Below are 16,142 nucleotides of genomic sequence, written 5' to 3'. Positions count from 1 at the left end.
ATTTCATAAATTGAAGATATAGCGTGTATGTCGAAAGCAAAAATTATTCCACGTCTCCAATCTATCGATGCATTACGCGGTTTGGTGATTATGATCATGTTACTAGATCATGTTCGTGAAACATTTTACTTACATAAACAGGTCAGTGATCCAATGAATGTCACCGAAACTGAACCTGCACTTTTTTGGAGTAGGGTTTTGGCACATTTGTGTGCACCTGTATTTGTTATGCTCACTGGAATGTCTGCTTTTTTATTTCAGCTTAAAACCCAGAGCATTGAACAAACTCGTCATTTTTTATTGAAACGTGGTTTGTTTTTAATTTTATTGGAATTAACTTTGGTTAATTTTGCATGGACAGCCACTTTTCCTCCAGAGGTGATTTATTTACAAGTGATCTGGGCAATTGGTCTGAGTATGGTGATCTTGTCAATGTGTATCGGGCTACCTAAAAAGATTTTACTCAGTGTCGGGTTGTTGATCATTTTTGGTCATAATTTGCTAGATCAAATAAGCTTTAAAGATATTCCAATACTTGAACATTTTTGGTTGATTCTGCACGAGCGGGGCTGGATTGAATTTGAATGGTTAAGAATCAGAACGTCATATCCAGTACTACCGTGGGTTGGCGTGATTTTGATCGGTTACTGTTTAGGGCAGTTTTTTCAGCCCAAGTTTAGTGTGCAGCAACGGGATGGTTATTTATTGTTGATTGGTATGGTGAGCATTTTATTATGTGTACTGTTACGTTTGATCAATGTTTATGGTGATCATGCTTGGCAAAGTTATGATTCGGTTATGCTTAGTCTGATGAGCTTTTTTAACTTAACCAAATATCCGCCGTCATTGCTTTTTATCTTATGCAATGTGGGAGTGGGGCTAATTCTTCTGATTGTATTTGAAAGATTAGTTCGGACACGCTTTGTTAACATACTGGTGGTATTTGGTTCAGTGCCTATGTTCTTTTATCTGCTGCACTTGTATGTTTTAAAGCTCTTATATGTTGTATGTGTCATGTTGTGGGGTAGCACAACAGCTTCTGGTTATTTCTCAGTATCAAGCGTTGGTCAATTGTGGTTGATCACATTTTTGTTGACGCTATTGCTTTATCCAGTGGTGAACGCATTTTCAACTTATAAACATGCGAATAAACAAATCAAGTGGTTAAAATATTTTTAGCGCCCACTGAAATCAAAAGAGGCTATGGCAGTTTGGTGATATGACCCTGTCATAGACCGCCATATTTTTGCCAGCTTCCGTTATTGGGAAGCGAGTCATAATAACCTTTGAGCATGCTGAGTTCATAATACTGTATGGCTGCCAACGCAATGAGAGAGATCAATAAGACCGTTTTGAGTAGATATGCCTTCTGGGGGTGCTGAGAAATAGAAGGAAGTCCGAACAAAGTCAAACAAATGGATGGAAGAAGTACAATGGCTTTCAAATGAGTCAAAAACATAAAGCCATAACTATAGACGAGACCCATCACCAGAACGATTAAACCCAAGCCTGCAATATTGCGGCTGCGTTCAGATTCGCGAAGAGCGAATATGCTTTGTAAAGCAAGCACCAGAACCGCAAAAAAATAAAACGGCGTACCTCCAATCATGACATCGTAGGTTGCGTTTAGGGCACAAAATACCCCAATCATGGCGATAATCAAAAGGTATATTACAGAATAAAACTTATGCGAAATGCTGTTTATTCTCGTCATATTCATTTTATTCCTCGATCTGTAAATATATGTGCTAAGCATATTCTTTTCAGAATGTTGGTTCTATTTTATGCATGTAAATTGTGTATAAAGGATGTTTGATTTTTAGACATAAATGCTATCCCAAGCTTATACAAGCTCAGCATTTTTTTAAGAAAAAGCTTTTTAAATATTCTTATTTTTTAAAATGAGCAATAAAACGAGGCAGGGCGGAGGGTTCAATACTTCTAAAATGATGAGAACTAAAAAGGATGTAGGCTTAAAAATAAAAGAAATGGAATGTAGCGGCATCTAACGTTTAGAGGGAGGGTAACTAATCTATTTATTCTAAATACATTAATTTTGTAGATGATCGCTACATTCCAATGGATACATATTCTAGAAGAGATAGCTATGAATAATCGAATTTTAATTTGAAATGGTTAAATTTTTACAATAAATACAAATTATACTATAAAAATACTTATTTTATTCATAATGTTGTGAAACTGGTATTTTTTGTGGGTGTTTATTATATTGCCGTTTAAGTCTAAAAAATGTGCTGTGCTTAAAAAAAACAAGTGAAAATTTATGCATATTCTAATAAATGTTCGATAAACAAATTGTTTTTTTATGCATCGAACATACATGCAATACATGTATGTTCGATGATTTCATCAAGATTTATGTGGCACGATAGAATGGTGCTTTTGAGCGGGGCAATGCTGTCCTTTCACGAATTTGATCTGCAATTTTTTCTGCAATCATAATCGTGGTGGCATTTAGATTACCTGTAATGATCAGCGGCATGATCGAGGCGTCAACAACACGTAAGCCTTGCATACCATATACACGACCTTGATAGTCAACCACTGCCATATCATCTTCACCCATTTTGCAGCTACATGATGGATGGTAAGCTGTTTCGGCATGATTGCGTACAAAGTCATCAAGCTGATCATCTGTATTTAACGCATTCCCTGGACTGATTTCTTCACCGCGATAAGGATCAAGCGCGGGCTGATGCATAATTTCACGGGTAATGCGAATAGCGGCACGAAATTCTTGCCAGTCCTGTTCAGTAGACATGTAATTAAACAAAATACTTGGATGGTCAAATGGATCTTTGGATTTTAGTTTGATACGACCACGTGATGGAGAACGCATGGAACCCACATGTGCTTGAAAACCATGTTCCTTAACTGCGTTACTTCCATTGTAGTTGATCGCGACAGGCAAAAAATGATATTGAATATTTGGCCATTCAAATTCATCCGAAGAGCGAATAAAACCACCTGCTTCAAATTGATTGCTTGCACCTATGCCTTTTCCTAAAAATAACCATTGCGCACCAATGGCAGGTTGGTTATACCATTTAAGGGCGGGATAAAGGGACACAGGTTGCTTGCATTTATATTGCAAATACATTTCCAGATGGTCTTGTAGGTTTTCACCAACACCCGGCAAATCATGAACGACCTGAATGTCCATCGATTTTAAAAATGTGCTTTGACCGACACCAGAACGTTGTAAAATTTGTGGTGACGCAATTGCGCCTGCACACAACAGCACTTCTTTATTGGCATAGACTTTTTTGAGATCATTTTTGTTTATGCCATGAATATACTCAACGCCGATCGCCTGTTTGTCTTTAAACAGAATTTTGTTGGTCGTCGCATGGGTCACAATTGTTAAATTTGGACGATCTTTTGCCATATCCAGATAGCCACGCGCGGTACTGGAGCGGCGACCATTTGGGGTCACAGTTCTATCCATCGGGCCAAAACCTTCTTGCTGATAACCGTTTAAATCATCGGTTCGAGGATAACCCGCCTGCACGCCTGCTTCGACCATGGCATGAAATAAGATGTTATTGTCCTGTTTTGGTGTTGCAACACTGACTGGGCCATTTTCACCATGATAGTCATTGCCACCAATATCGCGGGTTTCCGCTTTCTTGTAATAAGGTAAACAATCGGCATAGCTCCAATTTTCCAGACCTTTAAGTTTTGACCAACCTTCAAGATCCATTGCATTGCCACGGATATAGCACATACCATTGATCAGCGATGACCCGCCTAAACCTTTACCCCGACCACATTCCATACGGCGGTTATTCATGTACGGTTCAGGATCGGTCAAATACGCCCAGTTGTATCGGCGACCTTGTAATGGATAAGCCAATGCTGCGGGCATCTGAGTACGGAAGTCCAGACGATAGTCAGGTCCTCCTGCCTCTAAAAGCAAGACCGAAACATGAGCGTCTTCAGTTAAACGTGCAGCCAGTACATTGCCTGCTGAACCAGCACCAATAATAATGTAATCGTAAGATTGAGTTGTCATTACTATTCCTTAATATTGTATGCGTCAAGCTGCCTGAGCAGCATTGACAGCAGATGTTTTGAGGAAAATAAAAAGAGAAAAAGTCTGGGTTAAAACACGCTTTGATAATCACCCAGTTCAACTTGAATAGACTTGGTACGGGTATAATGATTAAGGGTTGAAATGCCGTTTTCACGTCCAACGCCTGACTGTTTGTAGCCACCAACAGGCATTTCAGCAGGGGATTCACCCCATGTGTTGATCCAGCAAATACCTGCTTCAAGCTGATGAATAATGCGGTGTGCCTGAGAAATGTCTTGAGTCACAACACCCGCAGCCAAGCCAAAATTAGTATTGTTAGCGCGTTGAATGGCTTCTTCAATATGCTCATAGCTTAAAATGCTCATGACAGGGCCAAAGATTTCTTCCTGTACAATCTTCATGTCATCGGTACAGTCCGTAAATACAGTGGGTAAAACATAAGCTCCGTTTGCGAGTGAACTGTCTGTAGCACGCTCACCACCGATGAGCAATTTTGCCCCTTGTTGCTTGCCTGATTCAATATAAGACAAGACTTTTTCCATATGTGGAAAACTGGTCAACGGGCCAAAATTGGTGTCCATAACAAGTGGATCACCGATGCGAATCCGTTGAACACGTTCAACAATTGCTTGCTCAAAATCAGATTTTAGCGATTTTGGAATAAAGACGCGTGTACCATTGGTGCAGACTTGACCTGAACTAAAGAAATTTGCCATCACAGCAATATCCGCAGCACGATCAAGATTAGCATCTTCACAAATAATCAGTGGGGATTTTCCACCAAGTTCCATTGTGACTTCTTTAAGGGTAGAACCCGCAGCACTGGCCATGACTTTTTTGCCTGTTTCTACTCCACCAGTAAAAGAAATTTTCTCAATGACAGGATGCTCAGTGAGCCATTGTCCGATGTCGCGACCTGCACCTTGCACTACATTAAATACACCATCAGGCAGTCCTGCTTCTGTATAAATTTCAGCAAGTTTAAATGCTGTAAGTGGTGTCACTTCACTCGGTTTAAAAATCATGGCATTACCTGCAACAATGGCAGGAGCCGATTTCCAAAGAGCAATCTGGATTGGGTAGTTCCATGCGCCAATGCCTGCGACGACCCCTAAAGGTTCGCGGCGAGTATAGAAAAAACTGCTTTCACGTAATGGCACTTGTTCACCCTGAATTGCAGTCGCCAATCCTGCGTAATACTCAAGAACATCAGCACCAGTGACAATATCAACTGTCGACGTTTCACTATAGGCTTTTCCTGTATCCAGTGTTTCTAAATGAGCCAGTTCATCATTACGTTCACGTAAGATATCGACTGCACGACGCAAGATACGTGAACGTTCCATCGCTGTTTTGGCGGCCCAAATTTTTTGACCTTGAGTCGCACTTTTTACCGCTGTTTCGATGTCTGACTCAGAGGCTTGTTGAATGGTGGCAATGACTTTACCTGTTGCAGGGTTGATGCTGTTAAATGTTTTGCCACTGGTTGCATCTACATATTGTCCATGAATATACAAACGATAAAGTTGTGCTTCATTCATTTTGTTTCTCCTGCTTTGTTTGTTGCATCAGCTTTAGCTGTGTATCGACATAGTTATAAGCAATCGAACGAGCCATTGTTGCGTCAAATTCCATATCACCATTTAAACTTCCACGTAACCATAAACCGTCAATCAATGCGGCAAGACCACGAGCAGCAATACCTGCCTGATCTTTAGGAAGTAATTCCAGAAAATGAAATTTCAGGTTGGAATACAAACGTTGATCATTAATGCGTTGTAATCGTCCCAATTCTGGCATATGCATACTTGCCGACCAAAAATCCAGCCAGATGCGCATTGCTCTTTGATTGACCTGACTAATGTCAAAATTTGAATCAATAATTGCTTTAATCATGTTTTGCGGATGTGGGTCGGTTACTTCCGCTTTGTATTGAGTGGTTTTACCTCGTAATACATTCAGCATTTCTAACATACAGGCATTAATTAAACCCTGCTTATCGCCAAAGTAATGACTCACAATACCCACCGAGAGTTGGGCTTTTTTTGCAATTTGCGCGATGGTGGTATTGGATAATCCCACTTCAAAAATCACATCATAAGCGGCGTTCATAATTTCTTCACGGCGCACACTTTCAGGTTTAACTTGACGTTTGTTCATGTATGTCCTTAAAAATATAAGGTTTTGCTTCAATAACTCATTTGCAGAACATGATAGCATTTTATGATGATAACGTTTATTGATTGAACGTTCAATCAATAAACGTTATCATGATTTTGTAGAATTGTTTCAATGGTGTGTTGAGTAATGATGGATTAATTTCTCAATGCATCATCATTCGTGATCTTTCTAATTTCAGATTTATCATGAGCTATGACGGAAAAACCTTTGCATTTTCTATACATAGAATATCTAGATTTGTGGTTGCGGATCACCAATGATGTGGCAAATAGATATTGATTGAGAACGTTAAGAGTCTATTGCAAGCTTATATTTTTCTCTAATTTAAGTTTGAATAGATTGCTTTTATTCACAGGCATATCACATTAAGTGTTTTTATTTTTTTCCTAATATTTACTTGAGGATTGTATGGCAACAGATAATCCAAGAGCAGTTGATGATCAAACGACTCATCCAAAAGATCGTTTAAATCGTGTGGTCTTTTATGTTTCTGCCCTTATTATTTTAATATTTTCACTCACCACTATTTTATTTAATGACTTTGCCAACCGCGCTTTAAATGCAGTGTTGGGGTGGGTCAGTTCAACCTTTAGCTGGTACTATTTGCTGGCAGCTACTTTATATATGGTGTTTGTGATTTTTATTGCCTGTTCACGTTATGGCAATATTAAACTTGGCCCAAAACATTCCAAACCTGAGTTTAGCTTATTAAGCTGGTCAGCCATGCTATTTTCTGCGGGTATTGGCATCGATTTGATGTTTTTCTCGGTGGCTGAACCATTATCGCATTATATGCACCCGCCAGTAGGAGAGAGTCAGACTTATGAAGCTGCAAGACAAGGCATGGTCTGGACGCTGTTTCATTACGGCTTAACAGGCTGGTGCATGTATGCCCTCATTGGAATGGCATTAGGTTATTTTAGTTATCGTTATAACTTGCCACTTACCATTCGATCTGCCTTATATCCAATTTTTGGTAAAAAAATTAATGGACCCATCGGGCATAGTGTAGATACTGCTGCGGTCATCGGTACGATTTTTGGTATCGCGACGACTTGTGGTATCGGGGTGGTACAACTGAATTATGGCTTACACGTTTTATTCGACTTACCTGAAAATTTATGGATTCAAACGGCACTCATTTTAGTGGCGGTCATTATCACCATTATTTCGGTCACGTCTGGTGTCAATAAAGGGTTAAGGATTTTATCTGAGATTAATATTTACGTCTCAGTTGGCCTTATGTTGTTTATTCTATTCTTGGGCAATACCGAATTTTTACTTAATGCATTAGTACAAAATATCGGAGATTATTTGAGCCGATTTCCAAGTTTGGCACTTGAAAGCTTTGCATTTAATCAACCCAAAGAATGGATGAATAGTTGGACACTATTCTTCTGGGCATGGTGGGTGGCATGGTCGCCATTTGTAGGACTATTTCTGGCGCGTATTTCACGAGGGCGTACGATTCGTGAATTTGTATCTGGAACACTGATTATTCCACTTTTATTCACATTAACTTGGCTATCCATCTTTGGTAATAGTGCCTTACACAATGTGATTTTCGATGGTAATATCGCACTTGCTGAAACAGTATTATCTAATCCTGCCCACGGCTTTTATGATCTATTGGCACAATATCCATGGTTTCCTTTTATTGCGGGTGTTGCCACGATTACAGGGTTATTGTTTTATGTAACTTCAGCAGATTCAGGCGCATTGGTTTTGGGTAACTTTACCACTCAATTTACAAATGTTGATCACGATGCACCGCGTTGGCTCAGTGTATTTTGGGCAGTTGCGATTGGCTTGTTAACTTTAGCCATGCTCATGACCAATGGGATTACCGCACTACAAAATGCCACGATTATTATGGGATTACCCTTTAGCTTTGTGATGTTTTTAGTCATGGCGGGACTCTATAAATCATTAAGATTAGAGGATTATCGGCAAGCCAGTGCCAGTTTGAATGCTGCACCTGTGGTCGGAAATGTAGATATTTTAAACTGGAAAAAACGCTTATCCCGTGTCATGCATCATCCAGGAACATTTGAAACCAAACGTATGCTCAATGAAATCTGTCGTCCTGCGGTTTTGGCTGTTGCAGAAGAACTGGAAAAGCGAGCAGTGCAGGTCGATGTTGCTGAAATCCCATTAGAAGAAGATGCTGAGTTGTATCATCTGGATATTACGATTCATCTTGAAGAAGAACAAAATTTTATCTATCAGATTTGGCCTGTGCGTTACATCGCGCCAAACTTTAGTGAGCGTGGTAAGCGCGGCAAACAATTTTATTATCGTTTGGAAACTTACCTGTATGAAGGCTCTCAGGGTAATGATTTGGTTGGTTATACCAAAGAGCAAGTGATTAACGATATTTTGGATCGTTATGAACGGCATATGACCTTTTTACATATTAATCGGATTAGCCCTGGTCATCGTCCACTTTTTCCAGACCCGAAAGCTTAGGAGAGCAGTTGAATGTTAACGCCTTATATTCATTCCTTTGCCTTGTTTTTTTCCTTGCTCAATCCCTTTTTGATGAGTATTTACATGATTGGCATGATCCGAAATTCGGAAGCCAAAGTGTTTAATAAGGCTTTGATTCAGGGTTGTGTGATTGCCTTTTTTGTATTTGTGCTGTTTGCATGGGGCGGCGAAACCATTTTTAGTAAATACCTGAACGTGCGTTTTGAAGCGTTTCAGATTTTTGGTGGACTTATCTTTTTAGTGATTGGTTATCGCTATGTGTTTCAGGGTGCAGACACCATTGGAGAAATGCGCGGTGCTCCTGAGCATTTAGCTGGAACTATTGCCATGCCTTTTATGATTGGGCCTGGTACGATTAGTGCGGCGGTTGTTACAGGGATTGGCTTACCCATAGGCGGGGCGGCTTTCATCATTGCACTTACCCTTACCGTGACATGTAGTTTATTGATCTTGATGAAGTTCGCCCATGATCATTTACGTTATAAACATGCTAAATACATTGATCGCTATGTTGATATTGTTGGGCGTTTATCTGCCTTGCTCATTGGAACTATTGCAATTGATATGATGATTACAGGAATCGTGGGCGTAATGAACGATATTCATTAATCAATTGAGCGTTGTTGAAATCCGAACTATTTATTTTAAAATGGTTCGGATTTTCATTTAAACTAGACTGAACTCTTTTTAAATAAAGATTAAATTTTAATTTCACATTTATTAAAAATATAAATCCATTATTAATACTTTTTAAATAATGCAATGATTTGCCGATATAGACATTTTTTTCTTTTAAGAAAAGGATCATAATAGAAGCTTATGTTATTGTTTCATAGAGTCAGTAAGAATGTCTCCATTAGATCAAATTACTCAGGCATCAGATGATCAGTCTGAGCTTGCGATGTCAGTCCTCATGACCCCCGATATGGCAAATTTTTCAGGAAACGTGCATGGTGGAACAATCCTAAAGCTGCTTGATCAAGTCGCGTATGCGTGTGCAAGCCGTTACTCTGGAAGTTATGTGGTGACTTTGTCTGTGGATAAAGTGACATTTAAAGAACCGATTTATGTGGGTGAGCTAGTCACATTTATGGCGACTGTCAACCATGTTGGTCGAACTTCAATGGAAATCGGTATTCGAGTTGAATCGCAGGATATTCGTAAAAGAAGTATTCGTCATACCAATAGTTGTTATTTCACCATGGTTGCTGTCGACGAAAATGGCAAGCCACAAGAAGTTCCGACGCTAAAACTGGATAGTGAAGTAAAACGTTGCCGTTTTGAAGCTGCCGAACAACGTAAAATTCATCGTTTACAGCAAAATACCCAACCATCATGCAGTATGTATCGTAGTAACTCACATAGCTAATTACGAGTCATATTTTGCAGACGTTACGATCCTGAGCTAATCAGGTAAAAAAAGACCGCTTAAAGCGGTCTTTTTTTACGATTAATTTTCTATTGAAAATTAACGTTTGATGTCGCGTTGAGTTTCGCCAGTGTAAAGTTGACGAGGACGACCAATTTTGTAAGGTGCGCTGTGCATTTCTAACCAGTGGCTGATCCAGCCTACAGTACGTGCAAGAGCGAAAATTACAGTAAACATTGTCGTAGGGATACCAATCGCTTTAAGAATGATACCTGAGTAGAAGTCTACGTTCGGATACAAGTTACGTTCGATGAAGTATGGGTCAGAAAGCGCAATACGCTCAAGTTCCATCGCAAGTGCAAGTTGTGGATCGTTAATACCCAATGCAGCAAGTACTTCGTCACAAGTTTGTTTCATGACTTTAGCGCGTGGGTCGAAGTTTTTATAAACACGGTGACCGAAGCCCATGAGTTTAACTTCTTTACGTTTCACTTTTTCCATGAATTCAGCAACGTTCTCTACGCTACCAATTTCATCAAGCATTTTCAGAACAGCTTCGTTAGCACCGCCATGAGCAGGGCCCCAAAGTGCAGAGATACCAGCAGAAATACATGCATATGGATTTGCGCCAGTTGAACCTGCTAAACGTACTGTAGACGTAGATGCATTTTGTTCATGGTCAGCATGCAAAGTAAAGATACGATCCATTGCTTTAGCAAGCACAGGATTAACTTTGTAGTCTTTATCAGCAGGAGTAGCAAACATCATGTATAGGAAGTTTTCAGCGTAACTTAAATCGTTACGTGGATACATGAATGGCTGACCTACAGTGTACTTGTAGCTCCACGCTGCAAGAGTAGGAATTTTAGCAATTAAGCGAACCGCTGTAATTTCGCGATGATTAACATCTTCAATATCAAGTTGGTTGTGATAAAACGCAGATAAAGCACCTACGACACCAACCATGATTGCCATCGGATGCGCATCACGACGGAAACCATTATAGAAGCGGCTGACTTGATCGTGAACCATCGTATGGGCACGAACTTTCTTGTCAAACTCTTCTTTCTGCTCTTGATTTGGAAGTTCACCATTGAGAAGAAGGTAGCAAGTTTCCAAATAATCTGTTTGCGTTGCAAGTTGATCAATTGGATAACCACGGTGTAACAAAATACCTTTGTTACCATCGATGAACGTGATCTTTGATTCACAAGAAGCAGTCGCCATAAAACCAGGATCAAAAGTAAAGTGACCTGAGGCCAATACATCTTTAACGTCGATTACATCTGGGCCCAATGTGCCGCTGTAAATTGGTAATTCAATTTCTTTGCCATCAAGCTGTAATACGGCTTTTTTGCCAGTTGCTTCAGACATTCAATAGATCTCCTGTCCTGGTGAATGTTAATCTGACTCGAAGTACTAATCTTTTAATGCGCGAATCAGACGGGGTCAAAAATTGCTATAAGATTAGAGGCTACTGTGATTTTGTCAATCATACTTATGGATGAAAAACGCTTGATCCATAGGGAGATATTCCATGTGCATCACTCAGAAAAAACTGAATAAAATCACAGTCTCGACGGGCTATAATAAGTCAAATTTATGGCAAGGTGCAGAAAAAAATCAGTCCTCGGGAGTAAATTGTAAGCAAATTTATTATGTGCTAGTCGCATTTTTGATCTGAGACAAAATGCTAGTTTTTACTTAAAATGAATGAAATACGATAACTTAGCTTCGCATAGAGACTGCATTTATTTGGGTAAATTTAAAAAATAAAAAAAAGAAAATAAATAAAAATGAAAGTTTGATTGATTAAAAAATAGCTTGTTGAATTGTTGGTTTTGTATAAAAAATGGTCATCATGAGCTGTGTAAGGGAGTTTTCATAAGCTATTTAAGGGGGATAATAGGTGGGGAGTGAGGCAGATCTTATAAGTTATGCACATATTAAGTTACTCTTTCTCATACGTTTGTGGCGCAAAATGTATAAGAAGCAAGTCTTACATTTTAAAAAGAAATATAGTCAGGTTGGTAAAAAGTCGGTTGAAATATAGAAAAATTAAAAGAAAATCATATTGTGAGATTTTAATTAAAAAATAATTTTGATCTTTAGTCTAATTAGTTTTTGCCTTGTTTAAGAAAAGTCCGAAATTTAAAATACGATTGTTAATTTATAAAAAATAAGGACATAGATAATCCTTATAACGGAATAAATTTGCTAAATCTCTGATTATGCATGTGAATGATTCTTATTTAATGATATTTTTAGAAAAAAGCCAAATGTGATCGTTTGTATTTTGATATTTGACGATTTATAATTCGGTGTCGTTTATTAAGTTTAGGCATTTGCTTGCCTGACAATGCCAGCTTTCCTTCGAATTAATTCCAACAAACTCCGGCTGGAGTTTTTACCTACAGGATGCCCGCTGTGAAAAGCAACAGACCTGTCAATTTGTCCATGGGTCAGGTGTTAGCGGTAAACTTACGCTCACCCGTGGCTATTGCATCAATCTTACACCGTCTCTCTGGTGTGATCGTATTCTTATTAATTCCTGTTCTTTTATGGATTCTAGATAAATCTTTATCTTCACCAGAAGGATTTGAATACGTTAAAAATGTCGTTTTCGGAAACTTTTTCGTACGTTTCATCGTATGGGTATTTGTAGCAGGTTTGATTTTTCATTTTATTAATGGGATCAAACACTTACTTGCTGACCTTGGTTTTGCTGAAGAACTACAGAGTGGTCGTACTGCTGCTACAATTTCATTGATCTTGTCTGTGATTGGTATTCTCGCAGCATTCGTATGGATTATGTTCTAATGAAAAGTGCTACAGGTTTAACAGGTTCAGGTTCTCGCGATTGGTTTATCCAGCGTGTTAGCGCGGTCGTGTTAGCGGTTTACACCGTGGTGATTTTAGGCTGGATTCTGCTTCATGGTGGCTTTAACTATGAACAGTGGTCTGGTTTTATGATGACCTTGCCAATGAAGATTTTGTCTTTACTTTCAATTTTATCATTGGCTGCACATGCGTGGATTGGGATGTGGCAAGTATTTACTGACTATGTAACTACTCGTCAAATGGGTCCTTCAGCTTCAGGTTTACGTCTGGTACTTACATCGGCTGTAATTATTGCAGTATTTGTATTTGTGATCTGGGGAATCCAGATTTTCTGGGCGAATTGATAGGAAGACATCATGGGCGCGATTACCCCTAAAGAAGATTATTCAAATATCCAAAACCTCACTTTCGATGCTGTCATCGTTGGTGGTGGTGGTTCAGGTATGCGTGCTGCTTATCAACTTGCTCAAGCAGGTCTGAAAGTTGCCGTGCTGACCAAAGTGTTCCCGACACGTTCGCATACAGTTGCTGCTCAGGGCGGTATTGGTGCATCGTTAGGTAACATGCAGGAAGATAACTGGCATTTCCACTTTTATGACACAGTAAAAGGTTCTGACTGGTTAGGTGATCAAGACGCGATTGAGTTTATGACGCGTGAAGCACCTAAAGTTGTTTATGAACTTGAACACTTGGGTATGCCTTTTGACCGTAATGCCGATGGTACAATTTACCAACGTCCGTTTGGTGGTCACTCTGCAAACTATGGTGACAAACCAGTTCCACGTGCTTGTGCTGCTGCTGACCGTACGGGTCACGCACTTTTACATACGCTTTATCAAAGCAACGTAAAAATGGGTACTCAATTCTTTGTTGAATGGATCGCTTTGGATCTTATTCGTAATGAAGAAGGCGATGTGCTTGGTGTAACTGCTTACGATCAGGAAACTGGTAACGTTGCAGTGTTCCAAGCAAAAGCGACCCTGTTTGCTACAGGTGGGGCAGGTCGTGTTTATCGTGCATCAACCAATGCTTACATCAACACAGGTGATGGCTTGGGCATGGCGGCACGTGCAGGTATTCCATTGCAAGATATGGAATTCTGGCAATTCCACCCAACAGGTGTGGCAGGTGCAGGCGTACTGTTAACTGAAGGTTGTCGTGGTGAAGGTGCAATCCTTCGTAATAAAGACGGCGAACCATTCATGGAGCGTTATGCTCCAACGTTGAAAGACTTGGCACCGCGTGACTTCGTTTCTCGTTCTATGGATCAGGAAATTAAAGAAGGTCGTGGTTGTGGTCCTAAGGCGGATTATATCTTACTCGATATGACTCACTTGGGTGTTGAAACTATCATGAAGCGTTTACCATCTGTATTTGAGATTGGTAAAAAATTCGCGAATGTAGATATCACCAAAGAGCCAATTCCGGTTGTCCCAACGATCCATTATCAAATGGGTGGTATCCCGACCAATATTCATGGTCAGGTTGTGGTTCCAGTTGCAACTGAAAATCTGCATTTGGAAACCAACTATAACAACGATACTAAAGAATATACTTTTGAGACTAACTGTCCCGATTTCGTAAAACCTGTTAAAGGCTTTTATGCAATTGGTGAATGTTCTTGTGTATCAGTTCATGGTGCTAACCGTCTAGGTACAAACTCATTGCTTGACCTTGTGGTTTTTGGTAAAGCTGCGGGTGAGCATATCATTGACTATGTGACTAAACATCATGGTGATGATTATGCGCCACTTCCTACAGATGTACTGGAAAACACGCTAAAACGTATTCATCATTTAGATGATTCAACTTCTGGTGAAAATGCACAAGAAGTTGCGGATGAGATTCGAGAAATTGTTCAAAACCACGCAGCAGTATTCCGTACTCAGGAATTACTTGATGAAGGTGTTAAGCAAATTCTTGCGATTGAACCACGTGTTCGCAATATTCACTTGAAAGACAAATCTAAAGTATTTAATACAGCACGTGTTGAAGCTTTAGAAGTTGAAAACTTGTATGAAGTCGCGAAAGCAACCTTAATTTCTGCTGCCGCACGTAAAGAGTGTCGTGGTGCGCATACGGTTGTGGATTATGAGTTACCGCCTGATCATCCAAACTACCCATACGGTCGTCGTGATGATGAATGGATGAAGCATACACTTTGGTATTCGGCAGATAACCGTCTTGAGTATAAGCCAGTGCGTTATAGCCCACTGACTGTTGACGCGATTCCACCTGCACCACGTACATTCTAATCGGGAGAACAAAGATGAGTAGAGGTACTCGTACATTCGAAATCTACCGCTACGATCCTGATAAGGATAAAGCGCCGTACATGCAAACTTATAAGTTAGAGCTAACCGACAAGCATCGTATGTTGCTTGATGCTCTACTTGCACTTAAGGTTCAGGATGAAACACTCACTTTCCGTCGTTCTTGTCGTGAAGGAATCTGTGGTTCTGATGGTGTGAACATTAATGGTAAAAATGGTTTGGCTTGTTTGTGGAATTTGAACGATTTACCAGAAAAAATCGTGATTCGTCCATTGCCTGGTCTTCCAGTGATTAAAGATTTGGTTGTTGATATGAACCAATTCTATGATCAATACGATAAAATTCAGCCATTTTTGATTAACAATCAACCTGCACCACCAAAAGAGCGTTTACAGTCACCTGAAGAACGTGAACACTTAGATGGTTTATATGAGTGTATTCTTTGTGCATGTTGTTCTACATCATGTCCGTCATTTTGGTGGAACCCAGACAAATTCTTGGGGCCATCTGCATTGTTGAATGCTTACCGCTTCATTATTGATTCGCGTGATACAGCAACTCAAGACCGTTTGGCTCGTTTAGATGACCCATTCAGTTTGTTCCGCTGTAAAGGTATTATGAACTGTGTATCTGTTTGTCCAAAAGGGTTGAACCCAACGAAGGCAATTGGTCACATCCGTAATATGTTGCTCGATCAAGCAGGTTAAAATCCTTTAAGAAAAAAGCGCACGTATTTATGTGCGCTTTTTTTTATTTTTGATATTTTGCTATTTAAGAATAGAGGGTGAAATTCGGACTATTTTTTTAAATCTACTAAGGTATTGAGTGTTCCTTTAGGATGTTTTTTTGAAAATATTTAGATAGGAAGACTATATCTGGTTAAAAAACTAACAGAGTCTATATTTTTTAAAAAAAGTGATAGGACTTTGGT

Annotated in this window: 13 protein-coding genes; 8 read left to right on the top strand and 5 right to left on the bottom strand. The window is 39.5% G+C overall.

All coding sequences use genetic code 11. The features are described from left to right. Window positions 1-27: 27 nt before the first annotated feature. Entirely contained in the window at window positions 28-1,179 is a 1,152-nt protein-coding gene (locus A7A69_RS12270) for an acetyltransferase domain-containing protein (protein WP_152877827.1), read from the top strand. A gap of 49 nt (window positions 1,180-1,228) precedes the next feature. On the opposite strand, the gene A7A69_RS12265 is transcribed toward A7A69_RS12270, so the two are convergent. From A7A69_RS12265 to betI, 4 genes are all read right to left on the bottom strand, one after another. Beyond that, complete coding sequence (locus A7A69_RS12265) at window positions 1,229-1,720, bottom strand: hypothetical protein (protein WP_120368700.1); 492 nt, start codon at window positions 1,718-1,720, stop codon at window positions 1,229-1,231. A 657-nt stretch (window positions 1,721-2,377) separates the two neighbouring features. Beyond that, a complete protein-coding gene (gene betA / locus A7A69_RS12260) occupies window positions 2,378-4,036 on the bottom strand; it encodes a choline dehydrogenase (protein WP_152877825.1) in 1,659 nt (552 codons plus the stop codon). A gap of 89 nt (window positions 4,037-4,125) precedes the next feature. Beyond that, the gene (betB, locus tag A7A69_RS12255; protein WP_152877815.1) at window positions 4,126-5,598 is read right to left on the bottom strand and encodes a betaine-aldehyde dehydrogenase; all 1,473 of its coding nucleotides are present in this window, start codon (window positions 5,596-5,598) and stop codon (window positions 4,126-4,128) included. Beyond that, window positions 5,591-6,217, bottom strand: coding sequence for a transcriptional regulator BetI (gene betI, locus A7A69_RS12250; RefSeq protein WP_152877814.1), 627 nt, complete (start codon window positions 6,215-6,217; stop codon window positions 5,591-5,593). The genes betB and betI overlap by 8 nt, the downstream gene beginning before the upstream one ends. 429 nt (window positions 6,218-6,646) lie before the next feature. On the opposite strand from betI, the gene A7A69_RS12245 reads away from it, so the two are divergent. The 3 genes from A7A69_RS12245 (at window position 6,647) to A7A69_RS12235 (ending at window position 10,097) form a co-directional block, all read left to right on the top strand. Further along, on the top strand, window positions 6,647-8,707 hold the full coding sequence (locus tag A7A69_RS12245; protein WP_152877812.1) for a choline transporter: 2,061 nt from the start codon (window positions 6,647-6,649) through the stop codon (window positions 8,705-8,707). Window positions 8,708-8,719: 12 nt separating this feature from the next. Next, the gene (locus tag A7A69_RS12240; RefSeq protein WP_120368705.1) at window positions 8,720-9,337 is read left to right on the top strand and encodes a MarC family protein; all 618 of its coding nucleotides are present in this window, start codon (window positions 8,720-8,722) and stop codon (window positions 9,335-9,337) included. A gap of 238 nt (window positions 9,338-9,575) precedes the next feature. Next, window positions 9,576-10,097, top strand: a complete 522-nt coding sequence (locus A7A69_RS12235) for an acyl-CoA thioesterase (protein ID WP_120368706.1) — start codon at window positions 9,576-9,578, stop codon at window positions 10,095-10,097. A 99-nt stretch (window positions 10,098-10,196) separates the two neighbouring features. Here the strand turns inward: A7A69_RS12235 and gltA are convergent, their stop codons facing one another. After that, complete coding sequence (gene gltA / locus A7A69_RS12230) at window positions 10,197-11,471, bottom strand: citrate synthase (protein WP_120368707.1); 1,275 nt, start codon at window positions 11,469-11,471, stop codon at window positions 10,197-10,199. A 1,044-nt stretch (window positions 11,472-12,515) separates the two neighbouring features. Here gltA and sdhC point away from each other — a divergent pair. From sdhC to A7A69_RS12210, 4 genes are read left to right on the top strand one after another with little or no spacing between them, the layout of a single operon-like run. After that, complete coding sequence (sdhC, locus tag A7A69_RS12225) at window positions 12,516-12,917, top strand: succinate dehydrogenase, cytochrome b556 subunit (protein ID WP_010588832.1); 402 nt, start codon at window positions 12,516-12,518, stop codon at window positions 12,915-12,917. Further along, a complete protein-coding gene (gene sdhD, locus A7A69_RS12220; protein WP_004996249.1) occupies window positions 12,917-13,282 on the top strand; it encodes a succinate dehydrogenase, hydrophobic membrane anchor protein in 366 nt (121 codons plus the stop codon). The genes sdhC and sdhD overlap by 1 nt, the downstream gene beginning before the upstream one ends. A gap of 12 nt (window positions 13,283-13,294) precedes the next feature. Then, window positions 13,295-15,193: an FAD-dependent oxidoreductase gene (locus A7A69_RS12215; RefSeq protein WP_120368708.1), complete on the top strand. Its 1,899-nt coding sequence runs from the start codon at window positions 13,295-13,297 to the stop codon at window positions 15,191-15,193. A gap of 14 nt (window positions 15,194-15,207) precedes the next feature. Then, the gene (locus tag A7A69_RS12210) at window positions 15,208-15,918 is read left to right on the top strand and encodes a succinate dehydrogenase iron-sulfur subunit (RefSeq protein WP_004990705.1); all 711 of its coding nucleotides are present in this window, start codon (window positions 15,208-15,210) and stop codon (window positions 15,916-15,918) included. Window positions 15,919-16,142 lie beyond the last annotated feature (224 nt).

The organism is Acinetobacter guerrae, assembly GCF_009372255.1.
In the GTDB taxonomy this organism is placed as follows: Bacteria; Pseudomonadota; Gammaproteobacteria; order Pseudomonadales; family Moraxellaceae; genus Acinetobacter; species Acinetobacter guerrae.
The sequence above is the reverse complement of the archived record's forward strand: the minus strand, read 5'-3'. Positions and strand labels throughout refer to the sequence as shown.